This window comes from Niveispirillum sp., assembly GCF_017996735.1.
Classification (GTDB): domain Bacteria; phylum Pseudomonadota; class Alphaproteobacteria; order Azospirillales; family Azospirillaceae; genus Niveispirillum.
On record NZ_JAGOGJ010000150.1, the window covers coordinates 1 to 14802 of the forward strand.

Below are 14802 nucleotides of genomic sequence, written 5' to 3' on the forward strand. Positions count from 1 at the left end.
CCCCTGGGTCTATGAACAGATGACCGAGACTTTCGTGCTCGACCCCCAGATGCGCCGGCGTCTGTCGAGCCTGAGCCCCGCCTCCACGGCCCGGGTCGCGGCCCGGTTGATGGAGGCGCATGAACGCAATTACTGGCAGCCGGACACCGAGACCCTTGCCGCCCTGAAACGGGCCGGTGAGGAGCTGGAAGACCGTCTGGAAGGCGTGGCAAGGGAGGCTGCCGAATGAACATACAGATCAATACCAAGGCGGTGGAACGTGATGCAAGGCTGATCCAGTCCCTGCGCGAACGCGCGGATGGTGAGGGCAGCGTTCAGGTCCATCTCGATCCGACCATGGAGATCGATGGCGCCAAGGTCTTCGCCGTCTATGGCAAGGGGGGGATCGGCAAATCGACCACCTCCTCCAACCTCGCGGTCGCCTTTTCCAAACTTGGCAAGCGGGTTTTGCAGATCGGCTGCGATCCCAAGCATGATTCCACCTTCACCCTGACCAAAAGCCTGATCCCCACCGTCATCGACGTGCTGGAGAAGGTGGGGTTCCATTCGGAGGAGTTGCGGCCCGAGGATTACATGGTCCAGGGCTATAACGGCGTGCAGTGCATCGAGGCGGGCGGGCCGCCGGCCGGCACCGGCTGCGGCGGCTATGTGGTGGGGCAGACGGTCAAGCTGCTGAAGGAACATCACCTGCTGGACGATACCGACGTCGTGATCTTCGACGTGCTGGGCGATGTGGTCTGCGGCGGCTTTGCCTCCCCACTGCAACATGCCGAACGCGCCGTGATCGTCGCGGCGAATGATTTCGACAGCATTTTCGCCATGAACCGCATCGTGGCGGCGATCAAGGCCAAGTCGAAGAATTATGAGGTGCGGCTGGGCGGTGTGATCGCCAACCGCTCGCGCGAGACCGACCAGATCGACCGCTACAACGCCGCCATCGGCCTGAAGCGCCTGGCCCATATCCCCGACAGCGATCAGGTCCGCCTCAGCCGCCTGAAGAAAAGCACCCTGTTCGAAATGGGGGACAGCCCGGAGATCGTGGCCATCCAGCAGGAATATCTGAAACTGGCCGAGACGATGTGGACGGGGACGCCGGGGCTGTTGGTGGAGCCGATGAAGGACCGGCAGATCTTCGATTTCCTCGGGTTTGAGTAACAGGGGCCCGCGATGACGCAAGTCGACCACATACGCCGGACCGGAGAGATCGAACATTACTTCGATCGCACCGCGCTGGACGCCTGGAAAAAGCTGACCGGTGAACAGCCGGTCAGCGGCATCCGCGCGACAGTGCGCAGGGGCCGCGACACCATGCGCCAGATCCTGATGGGCTGGCTGCCGAAGGATCTGACGGGCTGGCGCATCCTGGATGCGGGCTGCGGGTCGGGTGTCATGTCGCTGGAACTGATGGATCGCGGCGCCGATGTGCTGGGCATCGACCTGTCGGCCCAGATGGTGGATTTCGCCCGTCAGCGCGCGGCGGAGCATCGCCCCACCGGTGCGCATCGGGGCACGGTGCGGTTCGACAGCGGCGACATGCTGAATGCGCGCCATGGCCGGTTCGATGCCGTGGTGGCCATGGATGTGCTGATCCATTACGACGCCGTGCATGCCACGGGCGTGCTGGAACAACTGGCGTCGCGTACCGACCGGAAGATGGTGTTCACGCTGGCGCCGGGGTCGCGCTTTCTGCGCACCATGCTGGCGGCCGGTCGCGCCTTCCCGCGCGGCAACCGCTCCCCCTCCATCTACCCGGTCGACACCGACGATCTGGTCGCCAATCTGGTCGCCCGGCCGGACATGAAGGGCTGGCTGGTCGGGCGGACAGAGCGCGTCTCCATCGGCTTCTACAAGTCCCAAGCCATGGAGGTCTTCCGGCCATGAGCATGGGCGCCGCCAACCGCAGGATCATCGGGTTCTGGCAGAAGCTGGGGACCCGGTACATGCCGTTCGCGGATGCGGCGTCTTTGGAGATGCCGCTGTCCCGCCTGCTGCGTCTGGCCCTGTTCCAGATATCGGTTGGCTGCGTGCTGGTGCTGCTGAACGGCACCTTGAACCGGGTGATGATTGTTGAGCTGGGTGTGTCGGTTGAGCTGGTGTCGGCCGCCATCGCCATTCCCGTGCTGGCGGCGCCGTTGCGGCTGTTCTTCGGCTACCGGTCTGATGCGCACCGGTCGGTGCTCGGCTGGCGGCGTGTTCCCTATGTCTGGCTGGGCAGCCTGTTGCAGTTCGGCGGGCTGGCCATCATGCCGTTCGCCCTGCTGCTGCTGCAATCACAGACGATGGGGCCGGAATGGGCAGGCGCCGTCGGTGCCTTTGCCGCCTTCATGCTGACCGGCTTCGGCATGCATATGTCACAGACGGCGGGTCTGGCCCTGGCCAGTGATCTGGTCCCGACGGAGAAACGGCCGCGGGTCGTGGCGCTGCTCTATGTCATGCTGCTGGTCGGGATGATGGGCGCATCGGCCTTCTACTCCGTCGCGCTGGTGGATTTCTCCGCCATGCACCTGATCCAGGTGATCCAGGGGACGGCGGTCTTCACCATCGCACTGAACGTCATCGCCATCTGGAAGCAGGAGGCGCGTAACCCCGCGCGGGTGGCGGAACGCGGTACCCGCGCCGGCTTCTGGGAAGCGCTGGGCCAGTATCGCAGCGATCCGGGCACCGTCCGTCTGCTGCTGGCGGTGGCGGTAGGGTCGGCAGCCTTTTCCATGCAGGATATCCTGCTGGAACCCTATGGCGGTGAAATCTTGGGCATGTCGGTGGGGCGCACCACGCTGCTCACCGGCTTCTGGGCGGCGGGCACCATGGCCGGCTTTGCCTGGGCCGCGCACAGCTTGCAGGCGGGCGGTCAGATGTACCGTATCGCCGCACGTGGCCTGTTGATCGGTATCTCCGCCTTCTCTCTGATCATCCTGGCCGAACCGCTGGGTGTACGGAACCTGTTCTATGCCGGTGCCGCCGGTGTCGGCCTTGGCGGCGGGCTGTTCTCCGTGGGCACGTTGCTGGGCGCCATGGCGCTGTCGTCGCGATCGGAAAGCGGCATCGTGGTCGGCGCCTGGGGGGCGGTACAATCCACTTCCATGGGGTGCAGCCTGCTGGCAGCCGGCCTGATCAAGAATGGCATCAACAGCCTGGCGCTGGATGGCCGTCTGGGGGAGGCGATGATGACCCGCGCTGCGGGCTACCTCACCGTCTACTCGTTTGAAATCGTGCTTCTTTTTGTCTGTCTGGCCGTGATCGGCCCCCTGACGGGGCAGCACTACCGGACAGTGGGTTCTGGGAACATGCGTTTGGGCCTGGCGGAGATGCCCGGCTGAACGCCGGCACTAGCGCCATGATTGGAGGGACAAAGATGATCGGTTCTCTCGGCGGCAGCCTTGATGTGGCGCAGATGGTGCTTTACGCCTTCTGGATCTTCTTCGCGGGTCTTCTCTGGTACCTCCGGCAGGAGGACCGACGGGAAGGCTACCCGCTGGAGGAGGATGCGACGGGACGGTACAACAAGAACCCGTTCCTGTTCATCCCGCCCAAGAAGACCTTCCTGTTGCCACACGGCCAGGGCACCAAGCAGGTGCCCGACTTCGTGCGCGACACGCGGCCCCTGTCGGCCAAGCGCTTTGCCAAGGCGCCTGGTTATCCCATTGAGCCGCTGGGCAACCCGCTGCTGGCCGGTGTCGGCCCCGGTTCCTGGGCGGAACGGGCCGAAACGCCGGACATGACGGCCCATGGCGATGCCCGCATCGTGCCGCTGCGCCGTGCCGAAGGTTTTGCCATCGCCCACGGGCAGACCAACCCGCGCGGCCTGTCGGTCATCGCCTGTGATGGCCGGGTGGCTGGTACGGTCAGTGATGTCTGGGTGGACCGGTCCGAACATCTGATCCGCTATTACGAGGTGGCGGTGGGTTCCGGGGTGACGGCGCGCACCGTGCTGCTGCCCAACAATTTCGTCGTGATCCGGACCGGGCGCGGCAACGTCCGACAGCTCTATGTCCACGCCATCACGGCGGCACAATTCGCCGATGTGCCGGCCACGGCCCATGAGGCGACCGTGACGCTGCGGGAGGAGGACAAGATCGCCGCCTATTACGGCGCCGGTCTGCTGTACGCCGTCAGTGACAGACAGGAGTCGCTGCTGTGAAACAGTTCGTTGCCCGTGAACATGAGATAGAGCCGATCCCAGGATTGCCGGGGCATCTTCCGGCGGGGGAGGAAATCCTTTGGCAGGGGCGGCCGTCGGCCCGGCTGGTGGCCAGGCATGTGCTGAAAAGCACCTGGATCGGCGGCTATTTCGTCGTGCTGGCGCTCTGGGCTGCGGCGGCGGGCGTGGCCGATGGTCAGCCGGCGGGCGGCATCCTGTTCTCGGTTGCCGTCCTGATCGGTCTGGCGGGTCTGGCGCTGGGTCTGCTTGAACTGTTCGCCTGGGCCGTGGAGCGGACGACGCTCTATACCGTGACCAGCGAACGGGTGGTGATGCGCTTCGGCGTCGCCCTGTCGATGACGCTGAACCTGCCCTTCTCCCAGATCGATACGGTGGCGCTGGGCCGTCTGGGGGGCAGGAGCGGCACCATCGCCATGGCCCTGCGCAAGGGTTACCGGCTGTCCTGGATGGTGCAATGGCCGCATGTGCGCGGCTGGCGCTTCGCCTCACCCGAACCCAGCCTGATCTGCCTGCCCGATGCCGAAGCGGTGGCAGCCGTGTTGACGCTGGCCTATGGCCAGCATGCAAGCGCCCGGTCCGACCATCCGCGTCTGCGGGTGGCGGCTAATTCCGTTGATGCCGTCCCGCATGCCGTTGATGCGGAATAGGAGGGGATGATGCGATCCGCGCTCAGCCTTGGTTATCTCGACAGCCGGAAGCGGCGGGCGACAAACCGGTTCCCGCGCTGGATATTGCTGTCCACCGCCATGCTTCTGATCTTCGCCACCGCTGCCGTGATGTTCGGTCAGGAGACCGGCATTGGCGTGGTGCGGGAGGAGGCGAGCCGACCCCTTGCCATCCGCGACATCACCATCACCCGGGCACCGGGCGACAGGGTAAGGGTCACGGATGCCATGACCGGGGCAGTGATCGCCGACTATCCCGCTGATGAGGGTGGGTTCGTGCGTGGCTCCCTACGCGCCTTCGAACGGATGCGCGACGTAGCCGCCGCACCCAAGGACGCGCCCTACCGCCTGATCCGCTGGGAGTCCGGGCGGGTCAGCCTGTCCGATACCGCGACGGGTGAGCGCATTTATCTGGACGCTTTCGGCCGGGACAATGCGGCGGCCTTTGCCGCCCTGCTCGGCCTGCAAGGGGGACCCAGGCCATGAACCCTGTCTTTGCCCTGATGCGGCGGCGTGAGACCGTCGATTGCACCGTCGAGATCAATAATACGTTCGAGGCGTTGGGTGCGCATCTGCGCTTCGACAATGGCACCATCGTCCATCCAGGCGATGAGGTGCTGGTGCATGGCGCGCCGGTGCAGGTTCCCTATGGCCAAAGCCGCAGCTTCCGCCGGCAGGCCACCATCACCCGCGCGGGCGCGCTGGAACGCGCCTGGATCCGGGCCACCGGTGACCTGGACATGCTGGAACTGTGCGAATTCAACTTCACGGAGAGGGCATTGTCATGAGCAACGCACTGAAGGCCGATCTCCACGACCATGAACCCTCCATTGAGGAGAAGCTGGCCGCGGTCAATGACACCACGCGCAGCGCCTTGGTCTCCACCATGCTGGCGCCGCGTTTCTACACCACCGATTTCGACGAGATGGACAAGATTGATGTGGAACCGGTGCGGGCGGAATGGGACGCGCTGATCGCCCAGATGCGCAGCGACCCCAACCGGGGCCATTTCCGCCGCAATGCCGACTGGGACGATATCAACATCAATGATCTGCCCGCCGACCTGCGCGAGGAACTGATCGATTTCCTGGTCTCATCCCTGACCTCGGAATTCTCCGGCTGTGTCCTTTACAAGGAAATGAAGCGCCGGGGGACCAACAAGGAAATCTGTGAGCTGTTCGGCTATATGAGCCGGGATGAATCCCGCCATGCCAGCTTCATCAATGATGCGCTGAAGGATTTCGGCATCGGCGTCAATATGGGCTTCCTGGCCAAGGCCAAGAAATACACCTACTTCAAACCGAAGTTCATTTATTACGCGACCTATCTGTCTGAAAAGATCGGCTACGCCCGCTATATCACCATCTTCCGCCATCTGGAAAAGAACCCGGATCGCCGGTTCCACCCGATTTTCAAATGGTTCCGGCAATGGTGCAATGACGAGTTCTCGCACGGGGAAGCCTTCTCCCTGATCATCCGCTCGGATGAGCGGCTGTTGCAGGGTGTCAACAAGCTATGGATCAAGTTTTTCCTGCTGGCCGTGTTCGCCACCATGTATGTGCGCGACCATATGCGGCCGGCCTTTCATGCGGCCATGGGTGTGGATATCGATGATTACGACATGCGGGTCTTCCGCCTGACGTCGGAGATTTCGCGCCAATGCTTCCCGCTGGTGCTGGACCTGGATAACCCTGCCCTGTGCGAGGGGTTCCGGCGCATGGAACGCATCAACCGCCGCATCATTGCCGCCAAGCGGCGTGGCGGTGTCGTGGGCGCCGTCACCAAGACTTGGTGGGCGGCAGCGGCCGCCGGCAACTTCCTGCGCATGTACATGATCCCGACCAAGGCGAACGCGATCCCCGCGACGAGCCGCCTGCAGCCGGTCTGGTAGGGCGCCATGGAAGTCGCCAACCCGGTCATCGTTGTCCTGATCGCCATCATGGTCTGGTGGCTGTCGACCGGGCTTGTGCTGGCCATGGTTCATCGGACCGAACGCGGCAAGTGGGGGCCGGGACAGGTGATGCCGTTGATGACGCTGTTCGGCGTCGCCGGTATCGGCCTGATGTGGATTGGCGCACAGGAGATGACGTCTTTCGGCTCCTATGCCGGGTTCTTCGGGGCCCTGCTGGTCTGGGCCTGGCATGAGGCGGCGTTTCTGACCGGTGTGCTGATGGGCGGTCGGTCAGGCGAGTGCCCGCCGACCCTGTCAGGTTTCGCCCGGTTCCGCGCCGCGTGGGAGGCGATCTGCGATCATGAGATTGCCATCCTGATCACCGGGCTTGGGCTTTGGCTGCTGCTGGCAGACAGCCCCAACCTGTTCGGTCTGGCGGCCTTCGGCCTGCTGTGGGGCATGCGGATTTCGGCGAAGCTGTTGATCTTTTTCGGTGCGCCGAACGCGGTGAGTGAGTTGATGCCAAGCCGCATCGCGCATCTGAAAAGTTACTTCAAGACCGATCGGTTGACGCCGCTTTTCTACCTGCTGATGGCGGGCGCGGTGGGCCTGTTCGTGCTGCTGGTGATCGCGGCCAATGAGGCGACGCAGGATCATTCCGTGGTCGGACACTCTTTGCTGGCGACCTTCATGGCGCTGGCCATTCTTGAACATCTGGTTCTTGTCCTTCCCGTTTCCGACACGGCGCTCTGGCGCTGGGCGGTTCCGGGTGGGGGCAAACATGGCCGCCCGCCCGTCGTCGGGCCGGCGGCCGACAAGCAGCAATAAGTCTGAGATACAGGGACGGAAAGGGGATAAAAATGGACGTTTTCGCTCATATGCAGCAGGCATTGCGCGACTTGAAGACAGCGGGCAATTACCGCGTCTTCGCCGAACTGGAGCGTCAGTGCAGCGCCTTTCCCAGGGCGACCGTCCACCGGGCCAGTGGCGAGACCGGCGAAGTCACCGTCTGGTGTTCCAACGACTATCTGGGCATGGGCCAGCACCCGAAGGTGACGGCCCGGATGACGGAGATCATCGCCAAGTGCGGGGCAGGGGCCGGCGGCACCCGCAACATCTCCGGCACCAACCATTATCATGTGCAGTTGGAGAAGGAGCTGGCCGACCTGCACGGCAAGGAAGCGGCCCTGATCTTCACCTCGGGCTATGTCTCGAACTGGGCCGCACTGGGCACCCTGTTGTCGCGTATTCCGGGGATCATCGTCTATTCCGATGCGCTGAACCATGCCTCCATGATCGAGGGCATCCGGCATTCCGGTTGTGAGCGGCGCATCTTCCGCCACAATGATTACCGGCACCTGCGCCAGTTGATGGCGGCCGACGATCCCAAACTGCCCAAGATGGTGGCGTTTGAATCCGTCTATTCCATGGATGGCGATATCTCGCCCATGCGCGAGATCTGCGATGTGGCGGACGAATTCGGCGCCATCACCTATCTGGACGAGGTGCATGCCGTGGGCATGTACGGGCCGCGCGGCGGCGGTGTGGCCGAACGTGAAGGGCTGATGGACCGGATCACGGTCATCGAAGGCACGCTGGGCAAGGCTTATGGCTGTATGGGCGGTTATATTACGGGCACGGAGGTGCTGGTGGATTTTGTCCGCTCCTTCGCGTCGGGCTTCATCTTCACCACGGCCCTGCCGCCGGCGCTGGCCGCCGGTGCAACGGTCGCCATCCGGCATCTGAAGGAAAGTCAGATCGAACGCACGCGCCATCAGGCCGTCGTGGCCCGGGTCCGTCACGCGCTGGACGCACGCGGCATCCCGCATATGTCCAATCCCAGCCATATCGTGCCGGTGATGGTGGGCAATGCCGCCAAGTGCAAATGGATTTCGGATATCCTGTTGGATCAGTTCGGCATCTATGTGCAGCCCATCAATTATCCCACCGTGCCGGTGGGCACCGAACGGCTGCGCATCACGCCGACGCCGCTGCATACCGATGCCGATATCAAGCATCTGGCCGATGCGCTGTCATCGCTGTGGTCGCAATGCGCGCTGGCCCGCAAGGTGGCCTGATCAGGAGAGGCGGCCATGGGAGTGATCGACAAGCCAATCGTCATCCCGGCGGTGGCCGCCGACGGATCGCTGTATCCGATTGAAAAGATGCAGGCCCATATCACGGGGCAACTGCATCTGGCGGTGTCGGTCTTTGTCTTCGACGCCGACCTGCTGCTGCTGCAACGGCGGGCACGGGGCAAGTATCATTGCGCTGGGCTGTGGGCCAATACCTGCTGTTCCCACCCGCATTGGCGCGAAACGGTGGAGGATTGCGCCGCCCGCCGCCTGACGGAGGAACTGGGCATCACGATACCCCTGCGCCGGCACCTGACCGTCGATTATCAGGCTGATGTTGGCGCCGGCCTGCGCGAGCATGAGCGCGTGACGCTGTTCAGCGCCTCGGCCGACCGCACGCGCCTGATCCCCGCGCCCAATCCCGAAGAGGTTGAGGCGACGCGCTGGATCAGCCTGACCAACCTTCGGCGCGAAATTGTGCGGGATCCGCAGAGTTTTACACCCTGGCTGCGGATCTATCTGGACCGGTTTCCGGACCTGTCCTTCGATCAGGCGGCCTGATCAAACCCATCTTCGCTTTACAGAAAATCGATGCCCGGCCAGATCGACAGGTCTTGAACCTGCGCGACGCCGTGCCGTTTCCACGTGACAGGCGTCCGCACAAAAGAATAGGGGGGAACCGCAAGGCTCCCCCCTGAAGTTGTCGCCGTCATGGGGGAACGACGGCCCATGACAGGGGAAACTGCGGGCCTGGCCCGCAGGCCCTTTAAGGCTGGGTAACAGACGTGGCGGCGCCGCCCAGCACTTCGGTCTTGCCGGGTATGTAGGCGCTGAAGTTTGGCACGTCGGTGGGGCCCTTCACGGCCACCGCGTCGATGTAATCCTTCAGCATGGACACACCATAGAGCGGCTTCTGCACGCCATTATGGCAGGTCGCACAGCCGATCTTCAGCACATCACCCTCCGGCCCCTTGCGGTTGGCCGGAAACACGGGGGTCAGACCCTGCATGTAATTGACATTGAGGTGGCGGGCCATCTTGATCCCGTGCCAGGCGGTCACCCGCTGCGGCGGGCTCTGGTCCCAATCGTTGAAAGCTCTGGTATTGTGGCAGGTCGTGCAGTTCACGCCGAGGGATTCCGACATGTGCATCATCAGCGACCATGTTTCTTCGGTTTCCTTGGTGCCCACGGTGTTGGTGCCGGTGGGAAGGGCCGTGGTCGAATGGACCCGGATCGGCTTGTCACCCAGCAGATAATCCATAAGGGCGTTCTGCGGCATCGCGGTTTTGCCGGCATTGACCGCGACGACATTCTGGCCACCACGGTTGGATGTCATGTTGCCGGCCGGCTTCGGCTCCAGGCTCGCACTCCACACCTGGGCGGGAACGCCCTTGCCACGATGGCAGGTGTAGCAGGTGACGCCCGTTTCGGCGACATGGGCCTTCCAGTCGACATTGATCGACTGTGTCATCTGGATCATGCGGCGGGCGACGACCTTTTGATAGATCTCGTCCGACGCCATGTTGTCCGGGTTGTGGCAGTAATTGCAGCCAGCTTCCGGCGCCACCCATTCGGTGATAGAGGCCATGAACTGGTTGAACTGATCGCCCGACAGATTACCCAGGACCTGGACATTCTGATAAAGGGCGGAGGCCTTGTCTCCCGTCGGATCGGCTTCCCACGGGGCGGGCGGAGCGATATTGGCGGCCTTCAGGGCAGCTTCCGTCTCCACGTCGCGGTGATGGTACATGCCGGTTCCGCGGAAACCGATCTGTTCGCTGGCCACGGGCGGGGCGTCCCACCCGGCGCCGACGAAGCTGGCCACGGCCAGCAGGGCGCCGGCGGAGGCGGCGAATGGTAACCAGAGTTTCATGGTCCTCCCTCCCTTATTGCGCCGGATCGACGACGTTGGGCCACATGTCGGGCAGCGGTGAGACAAGCCCGTGGTTGACGCCCCACAGGTACCAGTTGTCGACCACGGTGCCGGTCAGCAGGATGCCGATACCGCCCGTCAGCGGGGTGAGTATGGCGAACCACCAGGCCCAGCGATGAACGGATTCCATGGTTGCGTTGAAACCCATCGTCCAGCGCCAGAACAGGGCTGCGCGTTCCGAGGCGGTGCCCCGGTCGGTGATCTGCTCTAGCTCCCGCTCGCCGCCATATTTGCCGACCGCCAGGATTGTCGCGCCATGCATGGCGAACAACAGGACGGAGCCGTACAGGAAGACGATGGAGAGGCAGTGGAACGGGTTGTAGTAGAGATTGCCGTAGCGGATGGAAAACGCCGCCGTCCAATCCAGATGCGGGAAGATGCCGAACGGCACCGCCTCTGAGAAATTGCCCATCAGCAGCGGGCGGATGAAGCCCAGCACCAGGAACAGCCAGATGGCAGACGCAAAGGCCCAGGCGACATGGGTGCCCATTTCAAGCTGCCGGGCGCGGCGATAGACCCGTACCCACCAGAGCAGCACCGACAGGGTCAGGAAGAAGCCGGCCATCAGCCACCATCCACCCTCTGCCAGTGGCGGCAGCACCTTCAGCCCATATTTGGCCGCTGGCGGCTCCAGCCCCAGCCAGAAAAGCTGACGGACAAATTCAATCGGGTCCCAGCCGACCGAAGCCAGCATGTTGAGGCCGATGATCTCAAACGCGATGAAGCCGAAGACCAGTGACAAGGTGCCCAGATAGCCCAGATAAATCGGACCGATCTGGGCATTGCCGATGATGCCGAACAGGCGTTCGAAGACCGGCTTTCCGGTGCGCGGACTGTCTCCCCGGGGCAGCGGCATGCCTTCTTCGGCGGGGCCGCTGACTTGGATCGGGGTGATGATGTTCTGATATTGTGCCATCACTCAATCCTCCTCAGCGCCAGATCGGAAGTTCAAGCCACCAGCTCCACCACTGGGGCCAGCCCTTGTTCCAGAAGGGCCCACTGATGATGATGCAGACGGCACTCCAGAACCCGGCATTCAGCGCCAGGATCAGCCCCAGCCGGTGGATGCCCAGCGTGCCGATCGAATAGCCGATGATGTCGCGGAAGAAGGTGTCTTCATATTCCGGGGTCTTGACCTCGGCCTGCCGGCCCGGCTCATCAAGGGCGGCACCCGGATTGGCGGCCGACAGGATCAGGCCGCCATGCAGCGACAGCGCGAATGTCGTCGTGAAGAAGAACGACACGGCGATCATGTGCGCGGGATTGTAATGGAAGTGCAGATACTGGTACCCGACGTTCGACACCCAGTCGAGATGGCTGAAGATGCCATAAGGGAAACCATTGCCCCAGGCACCCAGCAGCAGCGGGCGGAACACTACCAGCGTCGCATAGGCGAAGATGGCGACGGAGAAGGCGAAGGGTACGTGATAACCGATACCCAGCTTGCGACAGATCTCCACCTCGCGCAGCGCCCAGGAGATGAAGGCCCCCAGCGCGCAGACCGTGATGATCTGCCAGAGACCGCCCTGCTTCAGCGGCGCCAGTGCCAGGCCGTAGGACAGGTCAGGCGGCGCGATTGAAATCTGCCAGATGTTCCAGGTCGGCCCGATGGCCGCCCCGTACAGGATCAGGGCCGTGCCCAAAATGGCAAAAAAGGCGGTGGTAACGCCGAAGAACCCGACATAGAAGGGCCCGACCCAGAAGTCGAACAGGTCGCCGCCGATCAGCGTTCCACCGCGCACGCGATATTTGCGTTCAAAACTGAGCAGCGCCATGTACGTGCCCTCCGAGAGAGGCCAGCCAGTTGGTCATCCAGTTGGCGATGTCATTTGTTGAATTTTGGCGGCGGGCGGGGCCGTCACCGGCCACGCCTGCTGCCGTCTTGGGGTTCAGCCGATGCTCTGTTGATCCGCATCCTGGAAGAGCGAATGTTCGATTGCGCTGGTCTTGAGGGGCTTGCCCTCCAGCCAGTTGAACCGATCAGTGCTCAACAGGATGAAATGGATCAGGATGGCGAGCGTGAACAGAAACACGGACAGTGCGACCAGCGCCTTGCGCGGGTCGAACATCAGCCAGATTCTCCACATGTCGCTTTCTCCTTAACCAATCATCGGCAAAAATGCCTGCGCCGTCTGGTTGATGCCTTCAAGAGAGGCATAACCATTCGGCCCGGGGATCCATGGGCGCCACATCCAGACCAGAACATGCGCGGCGATGGCGATCGCCGTGAAGATCAGGAAGCCTTGGATGAAGAACGAATGGACCTCACGAGCTTCGCTTTCGGTCAGACCCGAAAGTGAGACGTTTGATGAGTCAGCCATCAAATCCACCTCCTAGTCTCGAATGCCGCGGCACCCCCGCGGCGGGTTTCCGGTGGTGCCGCCAAGGCGGTGACACCGGGTTTTTGACGGTGTCGAGCACACCGGCAAGGAAGCGGTTACACGTTGAACGCGTAACCGATGGCGGCGTGGGCCGACGAACGGGCCTCGGCAAAGATGGAATGCGCGGGCCGGGCGCCCGCGCGGTCAAAAACTCGGGTAATCCTGCCGGCCATGGCAGCGGCCAGACAAAGCGGATAGGAGATCAGGAAGACAAGGCGCATTTCCACGCGCTCCAACTGACGGCCCCTGGCCGCCCCGTGTTCGATGCTGAACATCATCTTGTCCTCCCCGTTGCCGTCCCCCGACGGCATCTTGATTACGTCTTTACGCGTGTACGCTGGCGACCCCTTCGACATGACGCACCGTAACTTCAGGTGCGCCATCCCGGCGTGCCTCCCGCTCGGCCGCCTCACGCAGGCGCTTGGCCGCCGAAATCCGGACCAGAACAGGTTCCGCGCTGATCCGCTGTTCCAGCATCGCCTGTGCTGCTGCCGACCAGGGCAGGGCGCCGCCGGCGCGCGTGGTGGTCGGCTCGATCGCGTCCAACTCCCCCGCCCGGGGCAGGATGTCGAACAGCATGTCGAACAGGGCGTTGCAGACCTCCTGGATCAACCAGGACGCCCCGGAATAGCCCATGACCGGCGTGCCGGTATGGCGACGGACAATGGCGCCGGGATAGGAGAGCTGGATGAACTTGCCGCGCTGACCGCGTTCGGCCATGTACATGCGTTCGTTGAACGATCCGAACATGATCATCGGCGGCTTGCCGGTTACCATGTCCTGGACCGCGTCATTGTCGGTCTTGACGCCCGGCTTGCGCTGCACCGCGAAGGCGCAGGGCAAGCCCATTTCCTCTTCCAGGAAATTGCGCACGCCGCGCGTATAGGTCTCCCCCGCCACCACGGCAAAGCTGGCCGTGCCGAAGAAATCCTGCGTCACTGACCGCCAGAGATCCCATAGCGGCTTCAGCGTCGTATGCTTTTCACGGCGGATGAACGGTTCCGGGTCCAGGCCCAGCATTTCACCCAGTTGCCGCAGAAAGGCCGTGGTGGAATGGATGCCGATGGGGGCCTGCAAGTAGGGCCGATCCAGGCTTTCGCACAACAGACGGCCGAACTCCCGGTACAGGCAGATATTGGCATCGGCATCGGCCAGCTTGCGCACATCATCCACATGGCTTCCCAGGGGGAAGACCATGTTGATTTCTGCCCCCACTCCTTCCACCAGCCGGCGGATTTCGGCCAGGTCCGACGGCATGTTGTAGGTGCCATAGATGGGGCCGATGATGTTGACGCGGGGCTTGGCCCCTTCCGGGCGCCGGCGCGGGGCAGGGACCTTGCCACCCTTGGGACCGAATTCCGTCCACAGCCATTTCAGGGCGCGGTCGGCACTCTGCCACTGATCCTCGTCAATCGTACGCGGCAGGAAGCGGACGATGTTCGACCCTTCCGGCGTTACGCCGCCGCCGATCATCTCTGCGATGGACCCGGTGACGACGACAGCCGGAAGGCTGGGGTCCAGCGCCAGCCGCGCCCGCTTCATGGCCCCCTCGGTGCCATGGCGGCCCAACTCATCCTCCGACAGGCCGCTGACCACGATGGGCAATTCATGCGGGGGCAGGGCGTCGGTATAGTGCAGCACGGAGGTGACGGGCAGGTTCTCGCAGCCCACCGGGCCGTCGATGATCACCTGCAGCCC

Annotated in this window: 19 protein-coding genes; 12 read left to right on the forward strand and 7 right to left on the reverse strand. The window is 63.3% G+C overall.

Features of this window, described 5'->3' with window-relative positions; all coding sequences use genetic code 11:
- The 12 genes from KBA48_RS28220 to idi form a co-directional block, all read left to right on the forward strand.
- A partial coding sequence (locus tag KBA48_RS28220; protein WP_292912029.1) for a cobaltochelatase subunit CobN occupies positions 1-229 on the forward strand: 229 nt, incomplete at its 5' end.
- 107 nt (positions 230-336) lie between these two features.
- A complete protein-coding gene (gene bchL / locus KBA48_RS28225) occupies positions 337-1155 on the forward strand; it encodes a ferredoxin:protochlorophyllide reductase (ATP-dependent) iron-sulfur ATP-binding protein (protein WP_292912047.1) in 819 nt (272 codons plus the stop codon).
- Between the two features lie 12 nt (positions 1156-1167).
- On the forward strand, positions 1168-1881 hold the full coding sequence (gene bchM / locus KBA48_RS28230; RefSeq protein ID WP_292912030.1) for a magnesium protoporphyrin IX methyltransferase: 714 nt from the start codon (positions 1168-1170) through the stop codon (positions 1879-1881).
- Entirely contained in the window at positions 1878-3317 is a 1440-nt protein-coding gene (locus tag KBA48_RS28235) for a BCD family MFS transporter (RefSeq protein ID WP_292912031.1), read from the forward strand. Before bchM ends, KBA48_RS28235 begins: the two co-directional genes overlap by 4 nt.
- Positions 3318-3352: 35 nt before the next feature.
- Positions 3353-4138 carry a photosynthetic reaction center subunit H gene (gene puhA / locus KBA48_RS28240; protein ID WP_292912032.1) on the forward strand — a complete coding sequence of 262 codons (786 nt, stop codon included), beginning with the start codon at positions 3353-3355 and terminating at the stop codon, positions 4136-4138.
- Positions 4135-4806, forward strand: coding sequence for a photosynthetic complex putative assembly protein PuhB (puhB, locus tag KBA48_RS28245; RefSeq protein WP_292912033.1), 672 nt, complete (start codon positions 4135-4137; stop codon positions 4804-4806). The genes puhA and puhB overlap by 4 nt, the downstream gene beginning before the upstream one ends.
- 6 nt (positions 4807-4812) lie before the next feature.
- Positions 4813-5310, forward strand: a complete 498-nt coding sequence (gene puhC / locus KBA48_RS28250) for a photosynthetic complex assembly protein PuhC (protein WP_292912034.1) — start codon at positions 4813-4815, stop codon at positions 5308-5310.
- The gene (locus KBA48_RS28255; RefSeq protein ID WP_292912035.1) at positions 5307-5612 is read left to right on the forward strand and encodes a hypothetical protein; all 306 of its coding nucleotides are present in this window, start codon (positions 5307-5309) and stop codon (positions 5610-5612) included. The genes puhC and KBA48_RS28255 overlap by 4 nt, the downstream gene beginning before the upstream one ends.
- Complete coding sequence (acsF, locus tag KBA48_RS28260; RefSeq protein WP_292912036.1) at positions 5609-6715, forward strand: magnesium-protoporphyrin IX monomethyl ester (oxidative) cyclase; 1107 nt, start codon at positions 5609-5611, stop codon at positions 6713-6715. The genes KBA48_RS28255 and acsF overlap by 4 nt, the downstream gene beginning before the upstream one ends.
- Before the next feature lie 6 nt (positions 6716-6721).
- Positions 6722-7543 (forward strand): putative photosynthetic complex assembly protein PuhE, encoded by an 822-nt coding sequence (gene puhE, locus KBA48_RS28265; protein WP_292912037.1) that lies wholly within the window; start codon positions 6722-6724, stop codon positions 7541-7543.
- 32 nt (positions 7544-7575) lie between these two features.
- The gene (gene hemA, locus KBA48_RS28270; protein ID WP_292912038.1) at positions 7576-8793 is read left to right on the forward strand and encodes a 5-aminolevulinate synthase; all 1218 of its coding nucleotides are present in this window, start codon (positions 7576-7578) and stop codon (positions 8791-8793) included.
- A gap of 15 nt (positions 8794-8808) precedes the next feature.
- The gene (gene idi / locus KBA48_RS28275) at positions 8809-9351 is read left to right on the forward strand and encodes an isopentenyl-diphosphate delta-isomerase (protein ID WP_292912039.1); all 543 of its coding nucleotides are present in this window, start codon (positions 8809-8811) and stop codon (positions 9349-9351) included.
- 205 nt (positions 9352-9556) lie between these two features.
- Here idi and pufC read toward each other — a convergent pair whose 3' ends face one another.
- From pufC to bchZ, 7 genes are all read right to left on the reverse strand, one after another.
- Positions 9557-10663: a photosynthetic reaction center cytochrome PufC gene (gene pufC / locus KBA48_RS28280; RefSeq protein ID WP_292912040.1), complete on the reverse strand. Its 1107-nt coding sequence runs from the start codon at positions 10661-10663 to the stop codon at positions 9557-9559.
- Between the two features lie 13 nt (positions 10664-10676).
- Positions 10677-11639 (reverse strand): photosynthetic reaction center subunit M, encoded by a 963-nt coding sequence (gene pufM, locus KBA48_RS28285; protein ID WP_292912041.1) that lies wholly within the window; start codon positions 11637-11639, stop codon positions 10677-10679.
- Between the two features lie 13 nt (positions 11640-11652).
- A complete protein-coding gene (pufL, locus tag KBA48_RS28290) occupies positions 11653-12498 on the reverse strand; it encodes a photosynthetic reaction center subunit L (protein ID WP_292912042.1) in 846 nt (281 codons plus the stop codon).
- 114 nt (positions 12499-12612) lie between these two features.
- Positions 12613-12810 carry a light-harvesting antenna LH1, alpha subunit gene (gene pufA, locus KBA48_RS28295; RefSeq protein WP_292912043.1) on the reverse strand — a complete coding sequence of 66 codons (198 nt, stop codon included), beginning with the start codon at positions 12808-12810 and terminating at the stop codon, positions 12613-12615.
- Between the two features lie 12 nt (positions 12811-12822).
- The gene (pufB, locus tag KBA48_RS28300) at positions 12823-13044 is read right to left on the reverse strand and encodes a light-harvesting antenna LH1, beta subunit (protein ID WP_292912044.1); all 222 of its coding nucleotides are present in this window, start codon (positions 13042-13044) and stop codon (positions 12823-12825) included.
- A 116-nt stretch (positions 13045-13160) separates the two neighbouring features.
- Positions 13161-13382, reverse strand: coding sequence for a hypothetical protein (locus KBA48_RS28305; protein WP_292912045.1), 222 nt, complete (start codon positions 13380-13382; stop codon positions 13161-13163).
- A gap of 46 nt (positions 13383-13428) precedes the next feature.
- Positions 13429-14802, reverse strand: a 1374-nt coding sequence (bchZ, locus tag KBA48_RS28310) for a chlorophyllide a reductase subunit Z (protein WP_292912046.1), incomplete at its 5' end; no start/stop codon positions are given.

Excerpts from the sequence above, each read along its gene's own strand:
- pufC (WP_292912040.1), bottom strand. The coding sequence starts at position 10,663 with ATGAAACTCTGGTTACCATTCGCCGCCTCCGCCGGCGCCCTGCTGGCC.
- pufM (WP_292912041.1), bottom strand. The coding sequence starts at position 11,639 with ATGGCACAATATCAGAACATCATCACCCCGATCCAAGTCAGCGGCCCC.
- KBA48_RS28305 (WP_292912045.1), bottom strand. The coding sequence starts at position 13,382 with ATGATGTTCAGCATCGAACACGGGGCGGCCAGGGGCCGTCAGTTGGAG.
- hemA (WP_292912038.1), top strand. The coding sequence starts at position 7,576 with ATGGACGTTTTCGCTCATATGCAGCAGGCATTGCGCGACTTGAAGACA.
- KBA48_RS28255 (WP_292912035.1), top strand. The coding sequence starts at position 5,307 with ATGAACCCTGTCTTTGCCCTGATGCGGCGGCGTGAGACCGTCGATTGC.
- bchM (WP_292912030.1), top strand. The coding sequence starts at position 1,168 with ATGACGCAAGTCGACCACATACGCCGGACCGGAGAGATCGAACATTAC.
- KBA48_RS28235 (WP_292912031.1), top strand. The coding sequence starts at position 1,878 with ATGAGCATGGGCGCCGCCAACCGCAGGATCATCGGGTTCTGGCAGAAG.
- pufB (WP_292912044.1), bottom strand. The coding sequence starts at position 13,044 with ATGGCTGACTCATCAAACGTCTCACTTTCGGGTCTGACCGAAAGCGAA.
- idi (WP_292912039.1), top strand. The coding sequence starts at position 8,809 with ATGGGAGTGATCGACAAGCCAATCGTCATCCCGGCGGTGGCCGCCGAC.
- bchL (WP_292912047.1), top strand. The coding sequence starts at position 337 with ATGGAGATCGATGGCGCCAAGGTCTTCGCCGTCTATGGCAAGGGGGGG.
- pufL (WP_292912042.1), bottom strand. The coding sequence starts at position 12,498 with ATGGCGCTGCTCAGTTTTGAACGCAAATATCGCGTGCGCGGTGGAACG.
- puhA (WP_292912032.1), top strand. The coding sequence starts at position 3,353 with ATGATCGGTTCTCTCGGCGGCAGCCTTGATGTGGCGCAGATGGTGCTT.
- puhC (WP_292912034.1), top strand. The coding sequence starts at position 4,813 with ATGATGCGATCCGCGCTCAGCCTTGGTTATCTCGACAGCCGGAAGCGG.
- acsF (WP_292912036.1), top strand. The coding sequence starts at position 5,609 with ATGAGCAACGCACTGAAGGCCGATCTCCACGACCATGAACCCTCCATT.
- puhE (WP_292912037.1), top strand. The coding sequence starts at position 6,722 with ATGGAAGTCGCCAACCCGGTCATCGTTGTCCTGATCGCCATCATGGTC.
- pufA (WP_292912043.1), bottom strand. The coding sequence starts at position 12,810 with ATGTGGAGAATCTGGCTGATGTTCGACCCGCGCAAGGCGCTGGTCGCA.